The organism is Vibrio sp. 2132-1 (assembly GCF_033344315.1).
In genome coordinates, this window is the sequence record NZ_JAWPON010000003.1 from 322,708 (window position 1) to 344,923 (window position 22,216).

The 22,216-nt window shown below is 44.8% G+C and carries 20 protein-coding genes, 1 tRNA gene and 1 other annotated feature; of the genes, 9 read left to right on the forward strand and 12 right to left on the reverse strand.

What is annotated here, in order from left to right; all coding sequences use genetic code 11:
• The first annotated feature begins 215 nt into the window (after positions 1–215).
• Positions 216–1,757 carry a long-chain-fatty-acid--CoA ligase gene (locus tag R8N47_RS04900; protein WP_064354141.1) on the forward strand — a complete coding sequence of 514 codons (1,542 nt, stop codon included), beginning with the start codon at positions 216–218 and terminating at the stop codon, positions 1,755–1,757.
• 126 nt (positions 1,758–1,883) lie between these two features.
• On the opposite strand, the gene R8N47_RS04905 is transcribed toward R8N47_RS04900, so the two are convergent.
• From R8N47_RS04905 to R8N47_RS04940, 8 genes are all read right to left on the reverse strand, one after another.
• Positions 1,884–2,579 carry a Crp/Fnr family transcriptional regulator gene (locus R8N47_RS04905; protein ID WP_064354140.1) on the reverse strand — a complete coding sequence of 232 codons (696 nt, stop codon included), beginning with the start codon at positions 2,577–2,579 and terminating at the stop codon, positions 1,884–1,886.
• A gap of 196 nt (positions 2,580–2,775) precedes the next feature.
• A complete protein-coding gene (trpA, locus tag R8N47_RS04910) occupies positions 2,776–3,582 on the reverse strand; it encodes a tryptophan synthase subunit alpha (RefSeq protein WP_047009991.1) in 807 nt (268 codons plus the stop codon).
• Positions 3,582–4,772 carry a tryptophan synthase subunit beta gene (trpB, locus tag R8N47_RS04915; protein WP_005376781.1) on the reverse strand — a complete coding sequence of 397 codons (1,191 nt, stop codon included), beginning with the start codon at positions 4,770–4,772 and terminating at the stop codon, positions 3,582–3,584. The genes trpA and trpB overlap by 1 nt, the downstream gene beginning before the upstream one ends.
• 64 nt (positions 4,773–4,836) lie before the next feature.
• Positions 4,837–6,276 (reverse strand): bifunctional indole-3-glycerol-phosphate synthase TrpC/phosphoribosylanthranilate isomerase TrpF, encoded by a 1,440-nt coding sequence (trpCF, locus tag R8N47_RS04920; RefSeq protein ID WP_064354139.1) that lies wholly within the window; start codon positions 6,274–6,276, stop codon positions 4,837–4,839.
• Between the two features lie 13 nt (positions 6,277–6,289).
• Positions 6,290–7,300, reverse strand: coding sequence for an anthranilate phosphoribosyltransferase (gene trpD / locus R8N47_RS04925; RefSeq protein WP_064354138.1), 1,011 nt, complete (start codon positions 7,298–7,300; stop codon positions 6,290–6,292).
• Positions 7,301–7,337: 37 nt separating this feature from the next.
• Complete coding sequence (locus tag R8N47_RS04930; RefSeq protein WP_053807588.1) at positions 7,338–7,946, reverse strand: aminodeoxychorismate/anthranilate synthase component II; 609 nt, start codon at positions 7,944–7,946, stop codon at positions 7,338–7,340.
• Between the two features lie 16 nt (positions 7,947–7,962).
• Complete coding sequence (locus tag R8N47_RS04935; protein ID WP_064354137.1) at positions 7,963–9,528, reverse strand: anthranilate synthase component 1; 1,566 nt, start codon at positions 9,526–9,528, stop codon at positions 7,963–7,965.
• A gap of 126 nt (positions 9,529–9,654) precedes the next feature.
• Positions 9,655–9,758: a sequence feature (Trp leader region), on the reverse strand.
• Positions 9,705–9,830 carry a trp operon leader peptide gene (locus R8N47_RS04940; protein WP_005376787.1) on the reverse strand — a complete coding sequence of 42 codons (126 nt, stop codon included), beginning with the start codon at positions 9,828–9,830 and terminating at the stop codon, positions 9,705–9,707. (Overlaps the previous feature by 54 nt.)
• A 95-nt stretch (positions 9,831–9,925) precedes the next feature.
• Here R8N47_RS04940 and rnm point away from each other — a divergent pair, with 95 nt between their 5' ends.
• Positions 9,926–10,783 carry an RNase RNM gene (rnm, locus tag R8N47_RS04945; RefSeq protein ID WP_005386777.1) on the forward strand — a complete coding sequence of 286 codons (858 nt, stop codon included), beginning with the start codon at positions 9,926–9,928 and terminating at the stop codon, positions 10,781–10,783.
• Positions 10,784–10,842: 59 nt separating this feature from the next.
• Positions 10,843–11,463 (forward strand): L-threonylcarbamoyladenylate synthase, encoded by a 621-nt coding sequence (locus tag R8N47_RS04950; RefSeq protein WP_005376791.1) that lies wholly within the window; start codon positions 10,843–10,845, stop codon positions 11,461–11,463.
• A gap of 91 nt (positions 11,464–11,554) precedes the next feature.
• Here R8N47_RS04950 and R8N47_RS04955 read toward each other — a convergent pair whose 3' ends face one another.
• Positions 11,555–12,265 (reverse strand): calcium-binding protein, encoded by a 711-nt coding sequence (locus tag R8N47_RS04955; protein WP_005376796.1) that lies wholly within the window; start codon positions 12,263–12,265, stop codon positions 11,555–11,557.
• Positions 12,266–12,830: 565 nt separating this feature from the next.
• On the opposite strand from R8N47_RS04955, the gene rluB reads away from it, so the two are divergent.
• Positions 12,831–13,769, forward strand: coding sequence for a 23S rRNA pseudouridine(2605) synthase RluB (gene rluB, locus R8N47_RS04960; protein ID WP_005376798.1), 939 nt, complete (start codon positions 12,831–12,833; stop codon positions 13,767–13,769).
• 187 nt (positions 13,770–13,956) lie between these two features.
• Here the strand turns inward: rluB and R8N47_RS04965 are convergent, their stop codons facing one another.
• Together R8N47_RS04965 and yeiP are read right to left on the reverse strand one after the other, a co-directional pair.
• Positions 13,957–14,277 (reverse strand): HI1450 family dsDNA-mimic protein, encoded by a 321-nt coding sequence (locus tag R8N47_RS04965; protein WP_005376800.1) that lies wholly within the window; start codon positions 14,275–14,277, stop codon positions 13,957–13,959.
• A gap of 2 nt (positions 14,278–14,279) precedes the next feature.
• A complete protein-coding gene (yeiP, locus tag R8N47_RS04970) occupies positions 14,280–14,846 on the reverse strand; it encodes an elongation factor P-like protein YeiP (RefSeq protein ID WP_005376801.1) in 567 nt (188 codons plus the stop codon).
• Between the two features lie 194 nt (positions 14,847–15,040).
• Between yeiP and R8N47_RS04975 the strand changes: the two genes are divergently transcribed.
• Positions 15,041–15,808, forward strand: coding sequence for a hypothetical protein (locus R8N47_RS04975; RefSeq protein ID WP_064354136.1), 768 nt, complete (start codon positions 15,041–15,043; stop codon positions 15,806–15,808).
• On the opposite strand, the gene R8N47_RS04980 is transcribed toward R8N47_RS04975, so the two are convergent.
• Positions 15,805–18,168 (reverse strand): DNA polymerase II, encoded by a 2,364-nt coding sequence (locus R8N47_RS04980; RefSeq protein WP_064354135.1) that lies wholly within the window; start codon positions 18,166–18,168, stop codon positions 15,805–15,807. The genes R8N47_RS04975 and R8N47_RS04980 overlap by 4 nt on opposite strands.
• Positions 18,169–18,594: 426 nt before the next feature.
• Between R8N47_RS04980 and uvrY the strand changes: the two genes are divergently transcribed.
• The 4 genes from uvrY to R8N47_RS05000 all read left to right on the forward strand — a co-directional run bounded on the left by uvrY (position 18,595) and on the right by R8N47_RS05000 (position 22,214).
• Complete coding sequence (gene uvrY / locus R8N47_RS04985) at positions 18,595–19,239, forward strand: UvrY/SirA/GacA family response regulator transcription factor (RefSeq protein WP_005386783.1); 645 nt, start codon at positions 18,595–18,597, stop codon at positions 19,237–19,239.
• Position 19,240: 1 nt separating this feature from the next.
• Positions 19,241–21,073 carry an excinuclease ABC subunit UvrC gene (uvrC, locus tag R8N47_RS04990; RefSeq protein WP_213913652.1) on the forward strand — a complete coding sequence of 611 codons (1,833 nt, stop codon included), beginning with the start codon at positions 19,241–19,243 and terminating at the stop codon, positions 21,071–21,073.
• A 46-nt stretch (positions 21,074–21,119) separates the two neighbouring features.
• The gene (gene pgsA, locus R8N47_RS04995; RefSeq protein WP_005394805.1) at positions 21,120–21,677 is read left to right on the forward strand and encodes a CDP-diacylglycerol--glycerol-3-phosphate 3-phosphatidyltransferase; all 558 of its coding nucleotides are present in this window, start codon (positions 21,120–21,122) and stop codon (positions 21,675–21,677) included.
• Positions 21,678–22,140: 463 nt separating this feature from the next.
• A tRNA-Cys gene (locus tag R8N47_RS05000) sits at positions 22,141–22,214 on the forward strand.
• The last annotated feature ends 2 nt before the right edge of the window (positions 22,215–22,216 follow it).

Here is a 22,216-nt window from a genome sequence, read left to right on the forward strand (position 1 = left end):
AACAATTCATCTCTTTCAAGCTCACACTTTTATTAATTTGCCTTCTGAAATGTTAATTGCTTTACATTCTTAGTCCTGATTGCGTTGTAAACATAATGTTAAATGGTAATGACTGGTGAGAATCAAATGCTGACGATCCAGTGTTAAGGATAACTTGCTTAGTTAATGCTCCTGAGCTGATTAGACGAGAAAGACAAGTAAGAGGTGAAGAGACTATGATGAATCTTGCTGCTGCGTTACAAAGAAATGCTGCGAGTAAACCAGATAAAACGGCGTTGATATGTGGCGCTGAAAAGATAAATTATGCGCAGTTTAATGCGATCGCCGGCAAGATCGCAGCGTCTTTAATCAATAAAGGCGTAAAGCCAGGTGACCGCGTTGCGATTTCATGCCCAAACATTCCTTTTTTCGCGTTTGTTTATTATGCAATACAAAAAGCTGGCGCGGTTGCAGTCCCATTAAATGTGCTTTTGAAAGCGCGAGAAATTAAGTATCACTTAGAAGATTCAAAAGCGAAGTTTTATTTCTGCTTTGAAGGGACGAAAGAACTGCCAATGGCAAAAGAGGGCGTCAAAGCCTTTGAACAAGTCGATACATGCGAAGGCATAGTCGTACTGACTCAATCTCAAGATCAAAGCTATTGGAATGGTGTAATAACTCTCAATGCGTTTATAGCCGATGTCCAACCGTTGCCGGATTATATACCGCGTAATGCGGATGATACTTGTGTGATTTTGTATACATCAGGGACGACAGGCTTACCAAAAGGCGCTGAGCTGACTCAGCAGAACATCATAATGAACGCTCTGGTGGCACAAAACATTATGGGCAGCCAGGCCGATGATATTCACTTAGTAACTTTGCCTTTATTTCATACATTTGGTCAAACCGTCCACTTAAATGCTAGTGTTTTGGGCGGGGCAACATTGGTGTTAGTGCCTAGGTTTGAGCCTAAACATGTTCTTGAGCTGGTGGAAAAACATAGGGTGACGATATTTGCTGGTGTGCCAACGATGTACATCGGTCTGCTTCACGTGCAGCATCAATTTGATACCTCGTCATTGCGTGTTGCAGTAAGCGGTGGTGCGCCATTGCCAACCGAAATCTTTCGAACCTTTGAAGAAACATTTAATGTGCCGATCTTAGAAGGATACGGGTTATCGGAGACAAGTCCTATTGCATGTTTTAATCATTTGGATCAGGAGCGCATACCAGGCTCGGTAGGTCAACCGGTTCAAGGTGTCGAAGTAAAAGTTATCGATATTGAAGGTAATGCACTACCGATAGGCGAAGAAGGTGAGATTGTTGTGCGTGGTCATAATGTTATGAAGGGATATCTTGACCGCCCAGAAGTTACTGAATCTGCGCTACAAAATGGTTGGTTCCATACTGGTGATGTGGGCCGCTTTGACAGTTCAGGTAATTTATTTATTGTCGATAGAATGAAAGATCTGATCATTCGAGGTGGATTTAATGTTTATCCCAGAGAAATTGAAGAAGTTTTCATGACTCATCCTGCAGTTTCAATGGTAGCGGTGATAGGGATTCCAAATGAAGAGTATGGCGAAGAGATAAAAGCCTACGTTGTACTTAAACCAAAAGAATACATTGACGCCGATTCATTACAAAAGTGGGGTAAAGAGCAATTAGCCTCGTTTAAATATCCTCGTTATGTCGAAATTCGTGAACACCTCCCGATGAGTGCGACAGGAAAGATTTTGAAACGTGAGTTGAAATCTGAATTGAATATAGCTTAGTCAATTCAATGGTTTTTGTGTCACAGCGCCACTTGCCTAAGTGCAAATGGTGTTGTGCTCTTGACCAATTAGATGCATAAGATTTTTAGCTATCGTTAGACAATACTTACCGTTTGTTGAATGGATCTATTGCTCGAGTTCTTTAAAGTATTCTTCTAAGCGTTTCGGATTGGTAATGGTTACTGAGCCATAGTTTAGCTCTAGCATCCCAATACTTTCTAATCGTTTTAGTATCTTGTGTACGCTCTGACGAGTTAGCCCCATCATGTTAGCGATATGTTCTCTTGTTACCCTGACAACGCATGGTCGAGTATCGATCGCTTGATTAAGTTGGTATTCAGCAAGCAGCAGCAACCTTTTGGCGACTCGTTCTTCAATTCCTCTAATCGCGTCATCTTCGATAACAGAAATAGCAGACCATAAACGGCGGCTAAGTAAGTCGAGTATAGTGGGGTAACTTTGAGGGTATTTGGCGAGTAACTGGCGAAATTTATCTCCAGGAAGCTCCATTACAGTCACGTCAGAATGCGCGGTCGCACCAAAAATACGAGGCATACCGGGAGAAAAAACATTGTCTCCAAACCAGCCACCAGCTTCGAAAATCATCAGTGTGACTTCTTTGCCTTTTGAACTAATTGAGTTCACTCTCACTGCACCTTGAGCTATGACCATAAGAGAAGATTGAAGCGCACCTTTATTGCAAATCAGTGCTTTTTCGTCGAAGCAGCGAACCTTAGTCATTTGCGCTGCTTCACTAAGCCCTTTATCTGGCAGCCCTGATATTACAGGACATTTGGCTAGCAGTGTTTTGACTTCTTCCATGTAGCAACCTTACTGCACATTGCTTTATTGAGTTAGTTAAGTTACCCAAGCTTAACACTCTTTGAGTGCTCTGCTTGAGATAGATTTGGAAAGTGCGGGCGTTGAACAAAAAATGACGTGGCATAAACGCGATAGTAAGAAAACGCCCACTAAACATAATGTTAAGCGGGCGTTGTTGTGTCATATCAAACTGAAATTATTTTTGAGTGGCGGCTTTCATTGCAGAAACGAATTCACCTAGCTTGTCGAGCATAATTTGTGGCTGATCAACGTTCGCTTCAATGATTTTGACCACGGCTGAACCAGAAATTGCACCAGCGGCGCCAGATTCTAGTGCTTGTTTCACCTGTGCAGGCTCTGAGATGCCAAAACCAAGTAGTGCTGGTGGCGCATCAAATTGGTTCAGTCTATCCAGCATATGACCTACAGGCATGTTTGCTTTGGTTTCTGCGCCAGTAACGCCAGCACGAGATAGTAGGTAAGTGTAGCCGCCACCTAACTCTGATACTTGCTTCAGTGTTTCATCACTTGCCGTTGGTGGTGCGATGAATATTGGGTGAATACCAAACTTCTCTGCAGCAGCAACAAATTCAGCACTTTCATTAGTTGGTACGTCTGCAATCAAAACAGAATCGATGCCTGCTTTTGCACAACGCTCATAGAAGTTCTCGATACCACGAGAGTAAACAAGGTTCGCGTACATCAGAAGACCAATAGGCAACTCTGGGTATTTAGCTCGGATCTTACCGATTTGCTCGAAGCAGATATCTGGTGTTGCACCTGAATCTAACGCGCGAATGTTAGCGCCTTGGATGGTTGGGCCATCGGCTAGCGGATCTGAGAATGGAATACCAAGTTCAAGGGCATCTGCGCCAGACTCAACCAGTGTTTCCATGATTTTGTAAGACTGCTCTGCGTTTGGATCGCAAACCGTTACGAACGGTACAAATGCGCCTTGGTTCTTTTCGTTTAGGCGCGCAAACATCTTCTCATAACGGCTCATTAGATCGCTCCTTTTTCTTCTAGGATGGCATGTACAGTGAAGATATCTTTATCACCACGACCAGATAGGTTAACAACCAGCAATTGCTCTTTTTCTGGATTCTCACGTGCCATACGCAGTGCGTGTGCCACGGCGTGAGAAGATTCAAGTGCAGGGATGATGCCTTCATGGCGTGCAATCTCTTGGAATGCTTCTAGCGCTTCATCGTCTGTCACGTTGTCGTATTCAGCACGGCCAATTGCGTTTAGGTGTGCGTGCTGTGGACCAACTGAAGGGAAATCAAGACCAGCAGAGACAGAGTATGACTCTTCAACCTGACCGTTTGGATCTTGCATCAATGGCGCTTTCATACCAAAGAAAATACCCGTTTTACCATGTTTAAGTGGTGCACCGTGCTGGTCAGTATCGATACCTTTACCTGCTGGCTCAACACCAATTAGGCGAACGCTTTCTTCTTCGATGAAGTCAGCAAACATACCAATCGCGTTTGAACCACCGCCCACACATGCGATAACCGCATCAGGAAGACGACCTTCACGTGCCAAAATCTGATTCTTCGTTTCTTCACCAATCATGCGTTGGAAGTCACGCACGATCGTTGGGAATGGGTGAGGGCCTGCCGCTGTACCTAGTAGGTAGTGCGCGTCTTCATAAGTTGCAGACCAGTCGCGTAGCGCTTCGTTACATGCATCTTTAAGTGTCGCAGAGCCCGAGTGGACAGGAATAACTTCTGCGCCCATTAGCTTCATACGGAATACGTTCGGGCTTTGACGCTCAACGTCTTTTGCACCCATGTACACGCGACACTTAAGGCCAAGCAGTGCACATGCTAGTGCGGTTGCAACACCGTGTTGACCTGCGCCAGTTTCAGCGATGATTTCGTTTTTGCCCATGCGTTTCGCAAGTAGCGCTTGACCCAACACTTGGTTAGTCTTGTGGGCACCACCGTGAAGTAGGTCTTCACGTTTTAGGTACAGTTTGGTTTTCGTACCTTTGGTTAGGTTACGAGTTAGAGTTAAAGCCGTTGGGCGGCCCGCATACTCTTGAAGAAGCGTCATGAATTCGCTGCGGAATTCTGGATCTTCTTGCGCGTCGATAAACGCTTGCTCTAGTTGCTCCAGTGCTGGAACTAGAATTTGCGGAACGTACTGACCGCCGTATTCGCCAAAGTAGGCATTCAGTTTTGCCATCGTTATATTCCTTCTCGTATTTTTCGCTACGAATAGCTTTAAATTTTTTAGCTGATATCCAGCTTTAGTAGCTGCGAATAGCGGTGAATGCCGCGAGCAACTTCTGTGAATCTTTTTTGCCTGGTGCGCTTTCTACACCAGAGTTTAAATCTAATCCCAAGCAACCTAGTGTCGCTGCTTGTTGAGCATTTTCTGGCGACAGTCCGCCCGCTAGCATAATTTGACTTGGGTCGCCGATCAGTGACCAGTCGAACACTTGACCAGTTCCGCCAGTTTGAGTGCCAACTTGCGCATCTAATAAATGGCGATCAATGTTGTCTGCTAGCAGTTCTGGCTTGGCATCAGTCACGCCGTAAGCTTTCCAAATTTCTACCGTTGCTGGCAGTTCGGCTTTGAGTTGGTTTACGTAAGCTTGGTCTTCTTGACCGTGCAGTTGCACCGCTTTTAAACCCAAAGAGGTGACGACAGAAGCAACAAAATCGATATCGTGATTTTGGAAAACGCCTACATAGTTCAGTGGAGCACCGCTCATGGTTAAGCGAGCACCTTCAAGGTCAACCGCACGCTTCGACTTCTCGACAAAAATCAGGCCACCAAATACCGCGCCAGATTGATACGCTTTTGCTGCGTCATCTGGATGCGTTAAGCCACACACTTTGTTTTCGCCTAACGTCACTTTACGTACAGCAAGTTCTAGGTTGTCTTCCGCCATCAGTGAACTACCAATCAAGAAGCCGTCTGCGTATTCCGCTAAATCACGAACTTGTTGATGTGTATAAATGCCAGATTCTGAGATTACTGTTGCGTTAGGAGCCAGTTCACGAATTGTCGGTGCCAGTTCTTTCGTACGATTCAAATCAGTACTTAGGTCGCGAAGGTTACGGTTATTGATGCCGATAACGCGTGCGCCTAGCTTAACAGCACGATGAAGCTCTTCTTCGTTGCTGACTTCGGTCAGGATACCCATGTTCAGGCTGTGTGCTGCTTCTTCTAGCGCTTTGTACTCTTCGTCATTTAGGACAGAAAGCATCAGTAGCACGGCATCAGCACTGTAATGACGTGCTAGGTAAACTTGGTAGGTATCTACCATGAAGTCTTTGCACAGAACCGGTTGTTTGACTTGACCACGCACTTGAGGAAGAAAGTCAAAGTTACCTTGGAAGTACTTCTCGTCTGTTAGAACTGAAATCGCATCAGCATGGTTGTTGTAAACCGATGCAATGTAATCCAAGTCGAAGTGATCACGAATCAAACCTTTAGAAGGAGATGCCTTCTTACATTCGGTGATGAATGCCGTCTTTTCGCCACTCAGAGCATTGTAGAAGCTGCGGTCCGATGGCAGCAAATCAGACTGAAATGTGCTTAGCGGTTGAGACACCTTACGGTCTGCTACCCACTGATATTTGTCGCGGACAATTTTCGCCAGTACTTCTGCCATTTCTGCTTCTTTCTTAGAAACGTGTTCAGACAGGTTGTCAGTTTGCTGAGTGTTGAAGTCAGTCATCTTCTTCAATTCCTTAAGCGTGTGCGGCAAGTTGTTGTACCAATTGGTACGCCTTGCCTGAATTCATTGCCTCAATCGCTTGTTGCGTGTTGGCTTTTAAATCTTCGTGGCCGAATAGACGCATTAGCAGAGCAACGTTTACTGCCACTGCACCCAATTGCGCGTCTGTACCTTTACCCGTCAGAATATTGGTAATGATCGCTTTGTTTTCTTCAGGATCGCCACCTTTGATTGCTTCTAGTGGGTGCGCTTCTAGACCGAAGTCTGCAGGCGTTAATTTGTATTCTGTGATCTCACCGTCTTTGATTTCGGCAACGGTTGTTTCACCGTGAATTGCTACTTCGTCCAAGCCACTGCCGTGTACTACAGCGGCACGCTTCATACCCATTTGTAGCATGGTTTCTGCGATAGGACGAACCAGTTCTTCACTGTAAACGCCCATCAATTCGATGTTAGGACGAGCAGGGTTAATCAGTGGGCCAAGAATGTTAAAGATGGTGCGTGTTTTCATGGTTTGACGCACTGGCATCGCATGGCGCACACCACCGTGGTATTGAGGTGCAAATAGGAAAGCAACACCGATATCGTCAACCGCTTTGCGCGTATCTTCTGCGCTCATAGCTAGGTTGATACCAAATGAATCAAGAAGGTCAGAAGAACCAGATTTGCTGGAAACGCTGCGGTTACCGTGTTTCGCTACTTTTAGACCGCATGCTGCAGCAACAAACGCCGCAGTGGTTGAAATGTTGATGGTGTTGTGACCGTCGCCGCCAGTACCTACGATATCTGCGAAATCGTAATCTGGGCGAGGGAATGGGTTTGCGTTTGCCAGTAGTGCTTTTGCCGCGCCTGCTATTTCATCCGGCGTTTCGCCTTTGATTTTTAGTGCAGTCAGTGCTGATGCCATCAAAATTGGGTCTAGTTCACCACGGATAATGATGTCGAATAGCTGTTGGCTCTCTTCCTGAGTAAGCGATTCTTGCTCGTACAGTTTGGTAATAATAGGGTTGATGATTGCTTCCATATTTCCTCTCCTAAATTTCTTATGTGCCAAGTGCTTTTTAAGCAGTGAGTGGGTTCGTTGAAGTTTGTTCTTCAAGTGCCCATTCAATGGCATTGGCCAACAGTGTTGCTCCGTAGGTCGTCATAATAGATTCCGGGTGGAACTGGAACCCGCAAACTTTATCTTCTTCATGTACAACAGACATTACCAAGTCATCCACTTCTGCTGTGATGGTTAGGCTCTCAGGAACCTTGGTCGCAACCAGCGAGTGGTAACGTGCAATTGCAAGTGGTGATGGTAGGTTTTGGTAAATCGCATGGTTTTGGTGCTCCATCATAGAGACCTTACCGTGAATGATTTCGCCCGCGCCAGCAACAGTACCGCCGTACGCTTCAACAATCGCTTGGTGACCAAGACAAATGCCGATCATCGGCACTTTGCCTTTCATACGTTGGATAAGCTCTGGCATTGAGCCTGCCTCTGAAGGTGCACCAGGACCTGGTGATAGCAGAACCACTGGGTTTTCAAGCTCATTTACCGCTTGTTCAATGGTTTCTGCTGGGATGTTGTTTCGGTAAATCTTGACTGAGTGACCTAGCGAGCGGAATTGATCCACAAGGTTGTAGGTGAACGAGTCAAAGTTGTCGATAAAAATGATATTAGCCATCTCTGAACCCTATTCCTTATTGTGAATTATGCGCTGCTTGGATAGCAGAGATTACCGCTTGTGCTTTGCCGCGCGTTTCGTCTGCTTCCGCTTGTGGATCAGAGTCGAACACCACGCCAGCACCAGCTTGAACTTGAGCAATGCCGTTCTCAACGTACGCTGAGCGGATCACGATACAGGTGTCGAGTGTGCCTTCACCAGTGAGGTAGCCAACAGCGCCGCCGTAGCTACCGCGTCGTGCGCCTTCTACATCGCGAATCAACTGCATGGCACGAATCTTAGGTGCGCCGGTGAGCGTACCCATGTTCATACATGCTTGGTATGCGTGCAGCGCGTCTAGGTCTTCACGCAGTTGACCAACCACACGAGACACCAAGTGCATTACGTGGCTGTAGCGGTCGACTTTTAGAAGGTCTGCTACGTGGCGAGTACCAGATTGAGCAATACGAGCGACGTCGTTACGTGCCAAGTCAACCAACATCATGTGTTCTGCGTTTTCTTTCATGTCGGTGCGCAGTTCAAGTTCGATGCGACTATCTAGGTCGAAATCAATCTCGCCGTTAGGGCGCTTACCACGGCGACGTGTGCCTGCTATTGGGTAGATTTCAATTTGGTTAGTGTGTGTTTCGTACTTAAGCGCACTTTCTGGTGATGCGCCAAACAGAGTGAACAGCTCATCTTGCATGTAAAACATGTAAGGGCTTGGGTTACTTTGTTTCAGTTCTTTGTAAGCCGCGAGTGGAGAAGGGCAAGGTAGAGTGAATCTACGAGACGGTACAACTTGGAATACATCGCCTTTCACTACGAACTCTTTTAAGTCGCGAACGGTTTGGCAGAAGTCTGTATCAGACACGCTAGGTTCTACCGTTACATCTGTTATTTGCTCTGCACTCGGCAACAGTTTTGGCGCTGCACACTGGACGCTAATTTCTGCAATACGAGTCTCTAACGTTGTTTTCTCTGAACCATCAACAAACAACGTCGCTTGAAGCTGGCAAGATTCCGTTTGATGGTCGACAACAAGTAGTGTTTCCGCTACGTAGAAAACGTAATCTGGACACTGATTTGTTGCTTTTGCATTACCAAGCGGCTCGAAGTTTGCGACTAAGTCGTAGGCAAACAGACCACCAAGGAAAATCGCGTGCTTGTCTTGCTGCGAAATATCAAAACTATGCTGAACCAAACGCAGCGCATCGAAAGAAGAGGCTTCACGTAGGCGAGAGTCTTCATCTAACGTGTCGCATGGCTGGTTAAACTCCAAAGTTAGCGTTTCGCCATCGAACTTGCTCTCAACGTCACCACGGATGTTTTGGTTTAGGTGAGACAGTAGGTTTTTACCGTTATTGGTCAAGGCGTGCATGCTAACGGTATGGCCGAAGCAAACAATGCGAACCGCTGAATCTACGATCAGCAGGGATTTTAAATTTTGCTTTGAATCGATCTCAGCAGATTCCAGCAATAGGCTGTCAGTTTTGTTCTCACATAGTGTGTGGAACAAGCGAGTCGGGTCTTGAGTATAAGGGACGGAAGCCGTTAGCACTTCAAGCTGTCCAAGTTTCTTAATTTCAATGGCCTTGTTCACAAGACCTCCTTGTAGCTGTTTAAATCTTCCTGCCGTACATAGTCGCATAAAGCAAACGTTCTCCCAATCTAGAGTTGGCCATATTCGATTAATGTTTAGGCAGTTGAATGTGAAATGAGCAACAAAACAAAAAAGCCCGCTTAAGTAGCGGGCTTTACAACGTTTGGTTCTATAAACTAGAAGTATACGTTTGCCCACCAAGAACTAGTCCAAGTGCGCCACCAAGCAAGATCTGATGAGTTTGCCTTATTAAGACAAACCGCAACTTTCGCTTTTTGGTTTTGGTTAAATTCTTGTAACATGGTGAACCTTAAATTACGTACTTTGTATTTGTGTACTAGTTAACTAGTGCGAGAGTAAAAAGTCAACCCCAAAACGGCATTAAAACGATAAAAATATGAGAATTGATTTACATAGTCACACCACTGCATCGGACGGTCGGTTAGAACCTAAAGATTTAGTGGAAAGGGCGCTGAGTTTTGATATCGAGGTTTTGGCGATCACTGATCACGATACGGTTGACGGTTTGGCGTTAGCTAAGCAATACGTTCAAGATAATAATTTGCCGATAAAAATCATCAATGGCATTGAGATATCGACCGTCTGGCAAAACAAAGACATTCATATTGTCGGCCTGAATATTGATCCGGAAAATGAACAATTATCTGCCCTCATAGAACAGCAGAAGCAGCATCGCATAACACGATCTGAGTTAATTGCAGAGCGACTACAAAAAGCAACTCGAGTAGGTGTGCTTGAAGAGGTAAGGCAAATCGCCGGTGATGCTCCAGTGACAAGAGCGCATTTCGCGAAATGGTTGGTAGATAATGGTTACGCAAAAACCATGCAAATGGTGTTTAAAAAATACCTAACGCGTAATAACCCAGGTTATGTACCACCGAATTGGTGTTCGATGAAGGATGCGGTTGATGCTATCCATGCGGCTGGTGGAATGGCGGTATTAGCGCATCCTGGCAGATATAAGTTGACAGCGAAGTGGATTAAGCGTCTTCTAGCAGCGTTTGTCGAAGCAGGTGGTGATGCGATGGAAGTTGCACAGCCACAGCAAGCGCAACAAGAAAGGCGCAACTTGGCTGATTATGCTATACAATACAAACTATTAGCCTCTCAAGGCAGTGATTTTCACTACCCATCACCGTGGATGGAGCTAGGAAGGAACCTATGGTTGCCTGCTGGCGTCGAACCAGTTTGGAAAGATTGGGGAATAGATCCTTCGTTGAATAATACTCAGTAATACGAAGTCGAGAACCCATAAAAATATAGAGCCGAGAGGCTCGATAATGAGGAATTACAATGAGCCAGTTTTTTTACGTTCACCCAGAAAACCCACAGGCTCGCTTGATTAATCAAGCAGTAGCAATCATTCGTAACGGCGGCGTTGTGGTTTACCCTACTGATTCAGGGTACGCACTTGGCTGTCAGTTGGAGAACAAACAAGCACTGGAACGAATCTGTCAGATTCGTCGTCTGGATGATAAGCATAACTTTACTTTACTGTGTCGTGATTTGTCGGAGCTTTCTCTCTATGCGCGAGTGGATAACTCTGCATTCCGACTGCTGAAAAATAACACACCAGGTCCTTACACCTTCATCTTCAAAGGCACAAAAGAAGTGCCGCGTCGTTTGATGAATGCAAAACGTAAGACCATCGGTATCCGTGTCCCAGACAATCAAATTGCCTTGGACTTGTTGGAAGCATTAGGTGAACCGATGATGTCTACGTCGTTGATTCTACCTGGCAGTGACGTAACAGAATCTGATCCAGAGGATATTCGCGATAAACTAGAACATGCGGTTGATGTGATTCTTAATGGCGGTTACCTAGGTGAACAACCTACGACTGTAATTGACTTTAGCGAAGGTGAACCTGTTGTAGTTCGTTTGGGATCAGGTGACCCTGCACCATTCGAATAGTAGACGCACCACCGCCAAACAAAATAGGAGGCATCGCGCCTCCTATTTTAGTTGTCATATCGAATATCTCATTGAACTTAACTGATTGAGGTTAAGCAAAATCGAAAATGTCGATACCATTTTGTTCTGCATAGTTGATGTATGCAGAGCTCACACCGTTTAGTGTCACTTCAACATTGTATTCATCACTTGAGAATACTGCCCAGCCACATTCATTGTAAGATAAAGTCAGATCATCCGCTGAATCCAAGAACGTATCTCGAATGCCATCGTTATCAGTGTCTCGGCCCATATCAAAGACAAGTTTGTCATGGAAAATATTAAAATCGACAATGTCGGCTTTGACATCAATATCGTTGGAAGATACTGGCTGATCAGGTACACCAATAGCCAGGCGGTTTGTAAGCACGAAGGTGTCGTCTCCACAGCCACCGCTCAGTACTGATTCACCATCACCAACAACGAGGGTGTCGTTACCCCAGCCACCACTCAAGTAGTTGTTGCCTGAATAATCAAAAATTGTGTCGTCGCCACAGCCACCAAAGAGTTTGTCGTTTCCTAATCCTCCGGATAGGAAATCGTTTCCAAAGCCGCCAGAAACAAAGTCGTTACCTCGGCCACCAAGCAAGGTATCGTCTCCCCAGCCACCGAAGACAATATCATTACCTCCGTATCCTACAAACTTATCATCACCACAGAAGCCGAAGAAAATATCGGTTGTTTCAGAGCCTTTTGTGCCTGTCATATCGTCATCTTGAGATGTCCCAAAAATCCAATTTAGGTCGAGATTTAGCATAGACATTGTTCTATTCCTTTTTGTCTGATTTATGCCAATCGCCGAGAGTGCAGAGCGAACCGAGTGAGTCAGAGTACACGATAGCATTAGTGTTATTTTTGATGTGAACTAATGACTTAAAGACAATTTTTGTCTTGTTACCTACGACCGTGCTTTGCTATGAGCGCTCATTGTCTGCGGTGATTGGTATTACTTAGCAGCAAACCGGGACGGCTTATTCTTCGTTGTTTTCTAGCAATACGAACAGTAAACACACCCCAAGTGGTTATTGTTGTAACCCTGACAATTTTATCAGGTACCGCGTGGTTAAAGTGGTTCAGGAAGACCGATATTAGTGGGATTCTCGTTGAGCAATGACTGCTTTAAGTAGTAAAAAAGTTGCAGAATAGGACAAATATTTCGGTCATTTTTGAAGTGAATTTTGGTGTAGAGAATGGCGCCGATTTAGCTTACATTAACTAAGAAAGTTACGTATAATGTCCGACCGAAAAATCCCACTGAAATGGGTAAATAGCAAAATGCAGACCAATCCTGGTCTAGACGTCTGTGAAGACGACACATAGGTAGATAAATGAGCGAAAAGTTACAAAAAGTATTAGCACGTGCTGGTCACGGTTCTCGTCGTGAGATTGAATCGTTAATTAAATCTGGTCGCGTTAGCGTGAACGGTGTAGTCGCTAAGCTTGGTGAAAGACTTGAAGACGAGAGCAGCGTAGTTCGTATCGATGGTCACATTGTCTCTGCAAAGATTCAAGAAGAAGTGATTTGTCGTGTACTTGCGTACTACAAACCTGAGGGTGAACTGTGTACTCGTCACGATCCAGAAGGTCGTCGTACTGTTTTTGATCGTCTGCCAAAAATTCGTGGCTCTCGTTGGATTTCAGTTGGTCGTCTGGATGCGAACACTTCTGGTCTTCTACTTTTCACAACGGATGGTGAACTGGCGAACCGCTTAATGCACCCAAGCCGCCAAGTTGAACGTGAATACCTAGTACGTGTGTTCGGTGAAGTAACTGAACAGAAAGTTCGTAATCTAGTAAAAGGTGTTGAACTGGAAGACGGTTTAGCTCGCTTTGAAGATGTTGTTTACGCGGGTGGTGAAGGCATGAACCACACGTTTTACGTTGTTATCAACGAAGGTCGTAACCGCGAAGTTCGTCGACTATGGGAATCGCAAGAGTGTACCGTTAGCCGTCTGAAACGTGTTCGTTACGGCGACATCTTCTTAGACAAGAAACTGCCTCGTGGCGGTTGGATGGAGCTTGACCTGAAAGAAGTAAACTACTTGCGTGAGCTTGTAGAGCTTCGTCCAGAGAAAGAAACCATGCTTGATCTGAACAAAGACAACACGTCACGCAAACGTGAGCGTGCACGCAGCCAAAAAATTCGTCGCGCAGTTAAGCGCCATGAAGAGCGTGTTAACACGCCAAAAGGTCGCAGCAACAACCCTTCTCGTCGTAAGCCGAAGAAGACTGCTGGTGACCAAGGCGCACGCAACAAGCATCGTTAATCGATAGCAAAACATCAGAAAGGCTTGCCAATTCGGCAAGCCTTTTTCTTATCTGTTACATAACAAAAGGGTCTAAAGCCTATATAGAGCAGGGTGCTTTGTATAAACAAATATCTCAGCTAGACGAAAATAACAGATAAAAAAATACCAGCACTAGGCTGGTATCTTTGTTCATGATGAAGAAACGTTAATCGCGTTTCCAAAGCATATGGCAGAACTTATGTTCAGGGTCTCGGCTGATTAGCATACGAGCAAATACGTCATCAAGAACGTCATTTTCCTCATTTACTAGGCCGATACGAACCTCTGCATATACTTCTTTGTCGATCTCGAAGCCAACATGTTCAACCCAGTCATCACCGGTTTCAACAAGTTCTGCGGCACCACGATCTTCAAATTGCGCAGTAAACAGAATCACGTCAGCAGGCTCTAGGTTATCTGGAGCCATCTCAAGGAAAATGTCGTACGCTGCGTCGATGACGTCGTCGTAAGAAATCAAATCAGACATGCTTATGCTCGGCTCATGTATTTACGTTCAGCTGTGTTAATGATAACACGGTCACCAGTTGCAATGTACTCAGGAACCTGGATGACAAGACCTGAAGCGAAGCGTGCTGGCTTAGTGCGAGCAGATGCAGAAGCACCTTTGATTGAAGGGTCAGTTTCTTCAATCACTAGCTCAACAGAAGATGGTAGTTCAATACCCACTGCAGCACCGTTAACAAGGATAATGTGGATACCTTGTGTATCTTCGTTGATGAACAGCATGTCGTCTTCAACTTCATTGTGCTTGAATGTGTATTGTGAGTAGTCTTCGTTATCCATGAAGATGTGCTCATCGCCGTCAGCGTATGAGTACACAACTGCACGTTTGTTCATTTCTACCGTTTCAACAACGTCATCAGACTTGTAACGCTCATCTACACGTGCGCCCGTGTTTAGATCTGTACAACGCATTTTGTAGATTTTAGCGCCGCCACGACCGCCAGGAGTCGTTACTTCGATGTCTTTAACTAGAAGAGTTTTACCATTAGACTCGATTGCGAAGCCTTTTTTGATTTCACTTGCCTTTGGCATTGTATATTCCTATTCATACTTATTAAGCAAAACTCGGTGATTATAGCGCTAAGTTAGCCGCCTAGCATTAAAATTCATTGCAGAAATTTGTTGTTACTCCCATGACTAAACACCTGAATGGACTTGATTCGGTGAGTCGGCTAAGAGAACATATAGCCCAACTTCTTGAACCATCTGAGAACACGTTTTAAGTCATGTCTCTGCCTGTTATCGATCCTAAACAACCATTTCAACCAGAGTTTGCGCCTTTAATTAGGGAAGTCACCGCTTGTCTCAAAGGTGGACTGGGGCAAAACTTACACAGCGTTTATGTATACGGTAGTGTTGCTCGCAAAACAGCGATCGTTGGGAAGTCGAACTTAGACTTGGTTGTCGTTACTCAATCATCCTTTGAGCACAATAGCGCGACTTTGCTCAACACAATTAAGTGGCGTGCGCAGCAGAGTTACCCTCACGTTAATGGTGTATCGGTCCGTACAGCCTTAGTGAGCGAAGTAGCTAATTTAGACAGTATTTTCACTTGGGGCTTTATGCTTAAGCATTGCTGTGTCTGTGTTTATGGTGATGATCTAGCAGACTGTTTTGGTGATTACGTCCCAAGTTGGGAAATTGCTAAGCACTGGAATATGGATGTGGAAGATTGGATTACGGCTTATCGCAAAAAAATCGTACAAGCGAAGACGATAGAAGAGCAGGTGGCCGCCCAGCGCGTGATTGCTAAAAAGTTACTAAGAGCGTCATACTCTTTGGTGATGTATCGAGATAAACGTTGGTTTGATGACCCCGTAGAGTGTGGCAAGGTATTCTTAACTTATCATCCTGAAAAGCAGCTTGAGATCGAGCGGCTAGAAATTTTACTTTCTGGCCGGGGGATTCCCAAGCGTTCTGTTATCGGGCTAATTGATGCGTTTGGTGATTGGTTAGTCAAACAGTACCAGAAAACAGAGTTTCGTATCGGCTAAAACAACCCCATTTGCGGCGCTGAAAGCCTGTCAAAGTCCGTCCCAATGAAAGGGAGAATCGCATCTGCAACGGGTTTGAGTTGTTTATCAATGTAATGTTGATAATCAATCGGGCTATTGAGGTACTCATAAGGTTCAGGGCCGTTCACGGTAATAATGTATTCAATTCGTCCTTGGTTTTGATACTGTAATGGGCGGCCAAGCTTGGCATTTATCTCATCCGCTAAACGAGCTGCACGCACTTGTGGCGGGACGTTCTTCTGATACTCATGCAGTTTTCTGCGCAGTCGCTTTTGATACACCAACTGTTCATCAAATTCACCGTTGTTAGTTTTCTCAACCATCTCTCGGACATAGTCGCTTGGATCTTCACCATGGAAAATCATGCTATAGAGTGTATTTTGAAATTTCTGTGCTAACGAGGTCCAGTCAGTACGGGCACTTTCTAACCCTTTAAATACAATCCGTTCTTGCTCTCCTTCACCGATTAAACCCGCATAGCGCTTTTTCGAGCCAGTTTCTGCGCCACGAATCGTTGGCATAAGGAATCTGCGATAATGGGTTTCATACTCGATTTCCAACATAGATGTTAGGTTGTACTCAGAACGCAGGTGTTCTTGCCACCAAGAGTTGATGTAATCAACTAATTGATTTCCAACAGCGTCAGCTTCTACTTGACTGTATGGTCGATTCAACGACACGAATGTGGAATCCGTATCGCCGTAAATCACTTGATATCCTTGCTCCTCGATCAGCACCTTAGTTTGCTTCATGATTTCATGTCCGCGCATGGTAATACTAGAAGCTAACCGAGTATCAAAGAAACGACATCCCGATGAGCCCAGTACGCCATAAAAGGAGTTCATGATGATTTTGATTGCCTGAGAAAAAGCTTTTTCATTGTTCTTCTTTGCAACATCACGTGCTGCCCAAAGCTTTTCAATCATTTCTGGTAAAAAGTGTTTCGTACGATGGAACTGCCCACCGCGAAAGCCAGGTACAGCCTGATTTTCTTCTTTTCCAATATCGAGCAATAACCCCTCAACTAAACCCATAGGATCAATCAAGAAAGAGCGAATAATCGATGGATATAGACTCTTAAAATCCAATACTAAAACAGAATCATATAGGTTAGGGATGGAGTCCATCACGTAACCGCCTGGGCTCGCAATCCAACTTTCAGGGTGTAGGTTTGGGGCAACGTAGCCTGCTCGGTGTATCTGAGGCATGTATAGGTTTGTGAATGCTGCAACCGAACCGCCGACACGATCCAGTTCGACACCAGTGAGACGAGAGCGCTCTATTGCAAAGTCAAGCAGGTGAGTGTGATTGAAAATCTTATTCACTAACACGCAGTCTTGTAAATTATATTTAGCCAGCGATGGTTTGTCGGAGCGGTACATACGATTGATCTCATCCATGCGGTCATGAACGTTGTGGATTTCTTTCCCTTCCCCTAAGAGTTCTTGAGATACAGACTCTAATGACCAAGACCGAAAGTGATAAGTCGCCGTTTTTAACGTATCGATACCGTCCATTACAACTCGCCCTGGAATGGAAATAAACCCTTGTTGGCTTTGAGATGAACTTCTGAAAAAGCTGGCTTGGTCTGCTCTACCAAGCATTAGCTTCATGTTGTGCCATTCTGCTCGTTTGTGTAGCAGACGAAAGTCAAAATCAATGACGTTCCAACCGACAATGACATCGGGGTCGAACTGTTTAAACCAAACGATGAGTGCTTCTAGAAGCGCTTTTTCATCCTTAACCCATTGTATCGGTGTCTCCGAAGGTTCTGCTTCTCCGATCATGATAACGCGGGAATCCATGACGCTGTCTAATCCGATTGAGTAAAGAATGCCTTTCTCAGAGCATTCTATATCTAGCGAGACAACGTTTAACTTCGGCTCATATTGCCCCGCACGGCATTTTGCGCTCTGGACGCGTTGGTAGCCATTGGTGCGAGTCACATTGCCTGTAAACTCGATACTGCCTTTGATAAAACGCTCCATTAGGTAGCGATCGGCGAGGCGAATATCACTTTCGTACGTAGTGATATCTTTTTGAGCGAATGTGTCTTTGAGTGCGAGAGCGTCTCTGGTTACATTGGTATAGCAGGCAGCAAGAGGCGTATGTTCAAACGTTTTGAGATCCAAAAGGCGGATGTCGACGAATATGTTTTTTTCTCGTGCGAGTGTCTTTGCTTGCTCTGAGTGTTTCTGAGCGATGAAAAATACTGGCTTCTCACCATTAATAAGTAACTGAGTAGGACCTGCTTCTGTCGAAAGCCACAACTCGATTTGAGTTTGACCTTTGATGTCTCGTGCCTGTCGAGTAAGCAGAAAGCCTTGTTGGATATTCAAATGTGAGAAACCTTAGAAAACTTGAAGAACGTTAGTTTAACACTAAGAACTGTAAAAATAACCAGTAAAGAAAGCGTCTCAATTTTTGCTGGAATTAGTGATTACAAGTTAGTCTTTGGTGCAAGAGGGACAGTGTCATTTTAAGTTATAGCGTGTTTCTCTGGGCAATATGAAATCTAGTTACTTGATTTATTGTACTTAATGTTGTTAATTGTCTTTTCTTAGATTTCGGTTCTGCTCATCACGCTCTAAAATAATAGAGTGGTTTATGAATAAGTTCTTGCTAAAGTTTGCGTTTCAGCACATATTCATAGAAAGCAATTTTTTGTCGATTACGTTAGTATATAGGCAGTCATACTGATATCCACATTTAACAAATAATGGTTATGTGGGTGCAGAACCAATACAAAGTGTGGAGATACAAGTTTGATAAATGTTTTCCTTGTAGATGATCACGAGCTGGTTCGCACAGGGATACGACGTATTATTGAAGACGTCCGTGGAATGAACGTAGCAGGAGAAGCTGACAGCGGTGAAGATGCAGTAAAATGGTGTCGCAGTAATCATGCTGACGTCGTTTTAATGGACATGAACATGCCAGGAATTGGCGGCTTGGAAGCCACTAAAAAAATTCTTCGCGTGAATCCTGATGTGAAAATCATCGTACTTACCGTTCATACAGAAAACCCGTTTCCAACCAAGGTGATGCAGGCAGGTGCGTCTGGTTATTTAACCAAAGGTGCTGGCCCTGACGAAATGGTGAATGCGATTCGTGTAGTTAATAGTGGGCAGCGTTACATCTCGCCAGAGATTGCGCAGCAGATGGCATTGAGTCAATTTTCTCCAGCCTCTGAGAACCCTTTTAAAGACTTATCCGAGCGTGAATTGCAGATCATGCTTATGATCACCAAAGGCCAAAAGGTAACGGATATTTCTGAGCAACTTAATTTAAGTCCAAAGACAGTCAACAGCTATCGCTACCGACTCTTTAGTAAATTGGACATTAATGGTGACGTTGAGTTAACTCACTTAGCGATTCGCCACGGAATGCTGGACACCGAGACCCTTTAGCGTGAATCCTCCCTTCGATTCGGCTTCCTTTCTCAAGACAGTAACTAATCAGCCCGGCGTTTACAGAATGTACAACGCCGAAGCTGTTGTAATCTACGTAGGTAAAGCCAAAGACCTTAAAAAGCGCCTTTCAAGCTACTTTCGGAAAAAAGTAGACAGTGAGAAAACTCGCGCGCTTGTCAGTAATATCGCCAAAATAGACGTCACGGTGACTCACACTGAGACAGAAGCGCTGATCTTAGAGCATAACTACATCAAGCAGTATTTGCCGAAATACAATGTGTTGCTGCGAGATGATAAGTCTTACCCTTATATCTTTATTAGCGGTCATAAGCACCCACGGCTTTCTATCCACCGTGGCGCCAAGAAGCGCAAAGGTGAATATTTTGGCCCCTACCCAGATTCTGGTGCAGTAAGAGAAACATTGCATTTGCTGCAAAAGATATTTCCTGTGCGCCAGTGTGAAGACACTGTCTATTCCAACCGAACGCGCCCATGTTTGATGTACCAAATTGGTCGTTGTGCAGGACCATGCGTTAATACCATCATTTCTGATGAAGAATATGCAGAGTTGGTTGGCTTTGTGCGCATGTTTTTGCAAGGCAAAGATCAGCAAGTACTCAAACAACTGATCGAGAAAATGGAAGTTGCCAGTCAGCAATTGCGCTTTGAAGATGCCGCTAAATTTCGCGATCAAATCCAAGCGATTAGGCGTGTTCAAGAGCAGCAGTACGTCTCAGAAGACAGCATGGATGATATGGATGTACTCGGGTTTGCTCAGGAGAATGGTATCGCGTGTATCCATATCCTGATGATACGCCAAGGCAAAGTGCTTGGTAGCCGTAGCCATTTTCCGAAAATCCCACAAAATACAAGCCAGCAGGAAGTGTTCGATAGTTTTCTGACTCAATATTATTTGAGCCATAACGAAGCACGTACAATTCCTTCTCGTATTATTTTGAATCAAGAGTTGGCAGAAGATATTGCGCCAATACAGAAAGCGTTAAGTGAAGTGGCAGGCCGTAAGGTTCATTTTCATACGTCGCCAACTGGCTCTCGAGCAAGGTATCTCAAGCTTTCGAACACGAATGCACTAACGGCGATTACCACCAAAATCAATCACAAGATGACGATTAATCAGCGTTTTCATGCGCTTCGCGAAACATTGAAGTTGGAGTCTATAGCTCGAATGGAATGTTTTGATATCTCCCATACGATGGGGGAAAGCACGATTGCGTCATGTGTGGTGTTCAACAACGAAGGCCCCGTAAAGCAAGAGTATCGTCGCTACAACATTACTGGGATTACCGGTGGTGATGATTACGCAGCAATGGGACAAGCGTTGGAGCGTCGTTATTCGAAGCAATTGGACGTAGAGAAAATTCCCGACATCATCTTTATCGATGGCGGTAAAGGTCAGTTAAATCGTGCGCATGACATCATTTCGCAATATTGGGGGGATTGGCCAAAGCGTCCCATCATGATTGGTATTGCAAAAGGCGTTACTCGCAAACCAGGTTTAGAAACGCTGATTACAGTCGATGGGGAGGAGTTTCATTTACCAAGCGATGCTCCTGCGCTGCACCTTATCCAACATATTCGTGATGAAAGCCATAACCATGCTATAGCGGGGCACCGTGCTAAGCGAGGTAAAACCAGACGTACGAGTGCACTCGAAGGGATTGAGGGAATCGGCCCTAAACGACGTCAGGCGTTACTCAAGTACATGGGTGGGTTACAAGAACTTAAATGTGCAAGTGTCGAAGAAATCGCCAAAGTACCGGGAATAAGTCACTCTTTAGCAGAAATTATTTTCCAAGCATTGAAACAATAAGGAAAATCGCGCAACATTAAGCCGCAATGTGTAAGAGAATAATAAAATGCGTTTGAATATCCCGAACATTCTGTCTCTTCTTAGACTGTTCCTAATCCCTGTTTTTGTGGTTGTCTTTTATCTACCTTATTCATGGGCACCGTTTGCAGCAGCAATGGTGTTTTGGGTAGCGGGTTTTACTGACTGGCTTGACGGCATGTTGGCCCGTAAACTTGGCCAAACTTCTCGTTTTGGCGCGTTTATTGATCCTGTCGCTGATAAAGTGCTAGTGGCAACGGCATTGATTCTAATCACGGAACATTATCATTCAATTTGGGTGACCATTCCTGCGGTAACGATGATTGCGCGAGAAATCATTATCTCAGCATTGCGAGAATGGATGGCTGAAATCGGTAAGCGAGCGAGTGTTGCGGTATCTTGGGTTGGCAAAGTAAAAACTGTTTCGCAAATGTTCGCCTTATGGGTGTTGATATGGCGTTACGATGAATGGATGGTTTGGCTAGGCTTTGCGGCCTTGTATGTGGCAACTTTCTTGACATATTGGTCAATGATTCAATATTTGGCTGCTGCAAAAGACGATCTGTTGAATGAAGAGCACCATTAAATTCTGATGTTAGAAAGCAGGCTTAATAGCCTGCTTTTTTGTATCTAAGACAATCTACAGCATTTTTTGGCTTCTCTCGCTTTTCAATGCTTGCTAACGGCCATGTTTGCAATTTGTATCTGGGGCTTTTGCTTCGATAGAGTTCTATTTGTGATCTAAGTCTTGTTTTTGTCCTTGGAGAGTCTTAGAGAGGCGAGTCTTCTGATTATTAATACTTCAATGCACGCAACGCACGGCCAGCAGTGTAAGGCGTAGCCAAAGTTTTATGATAAACAAGTGTATTTAAGCGATTTTTAGTATTAAAACTAAGCAATCCATCGTCTTTCGCACAAATTCTAGTCAAACGATTTAAAAAAATAAAAATAGTGTTGACTCGATCGCTCGAATCCGTAGAATGCATCCCGTACCCAAGAGAGCACGGCTCAAAAGGGTGGTGAAAAAGCTTAGCTTTATTCACAAATGAGGCGCCTTGGCAGAGTGGCTATGCAGCGGATTGCAAATCCGTGGACCTCGGTTCGACTCCGGGAGGCGCCTCCATT

What these genes read in the sequence shown, in the direction of transcription:
- R8N47_RS04900 (WP_064354141.1), top strand. Translation starts at nt 216, where the DNA reads ATGATGAATCTTGCTGCTGCGTTACAAAGAAATGCTGCGAGTAAACCA.
- R8N47_RS04905 (WP_064354140.1), bottom strand. Translation starts at nt 2,579, where the DNA reads ATGGAAGAAGTCAAAACACTGCTAGCCAAATGTCCTGTAATATCAGGG.
- trpA (WP_047009991.1), bottom strand. Translation starts at nt 3,582, where the DNA reads ATGAGCCGTTATGAGAAGATGTTTGCGCGCCTAAACGAAAAGAACCAA.
- trpB (WP_005376781.1), bottom strand. Translation starts at nt 4,772, where the DNA reads ATGGCAAAACTGAATGCCTACTTTGGCGAATACGGCGGTCAGTACGTT.
- trpCF (WP_064354139.1), bottom strand. Translation starts at nt 6,276, where the DNA reads ATGACTGACTTCAACACTCAGCAAACTGACAACCTGTCTGAACACGTT.
- trpD (WP_064354138.1), bottom strand. Translation starts at nt 7,300, where the DNA reads ATGGAAGCAATCATCAACCCTATTATTACCAAACTGTACGAGCAAGAA.
- R8N47_RS04930 (WP_053807588.1), bottom strand. Translation starts at nt 7,946, where the DNA reads ATGGCTAATATCATTTTTATCGACAACTTTGACTCGTTCACCTACAAC.
- R8N47_RS04940 (WP_005376787.1), bottom strand. Translation starts at nt 9,830, where the DNA reads ATGTTACAAGAATTTAACCAAAACCAAAAAGCGAAAGTTGCGGTTTGT.
- rnm (WP_005386777.1), top strand. Translation starts at nt 9,926, where the DNA reads ATGAGAATTGATTTACATAGTCACACCACTGCATCGGACGGTCGGTTA.
- R8N47_RS04950 (WP_005376791.1), top strand. Translation starts at nt 10,843, where the DNA reads ATGAGCCAGTTTTTTTACGTTCACCCAGAAAACCCACAGGCTCGCTTG.
- R8N47_RS04955 (WP_005376796.1), bottom strand. Translation starts at nt 12,265, where the DNA reads ATGTCTATGCTAAATCTCGACCTAAATTGGATTTTTGGGACATCTCAA.
- rluB (WP_005376798.1), top strand. Translation starts at nt 12,831, where the DNA reads ATGAGCGAAAAGTTACAAAAAGTATTAGCACGTGCTGGTCACGGTTCT.
- R8N47_RS04965 (WP_005376800.1), bottom strand. Translation starts at nt 14,277, where the DNA reads ATGTCTGATTTGATTTCTTACGACGACGTCATCGACGCAGCGTACGAC.
- yeiP (WP_005376801.1), bottom strand. Translation starts at nt 14,846, where the DNA reads ATGCCAAAGGCAAGTGAAATCAAAAAAGGCTTCGCAATCGAGTCTAAT.
- R8N47_RS04975 (WP_064354136.1), top strand. Translation starts at nt 15,041, where the DNA reads ATGTCTCTGCCTGTTATCGATCCTAAACAACCATTTCAACCAGAGTTT.
- pgsA (WP_005394805.1), top strand. Translation starts at nt 21,120, where the DNA reads ATGCGTTTGAATATCCCGAACATTCTGTCTCTTCTTAGACTGTTCCTA.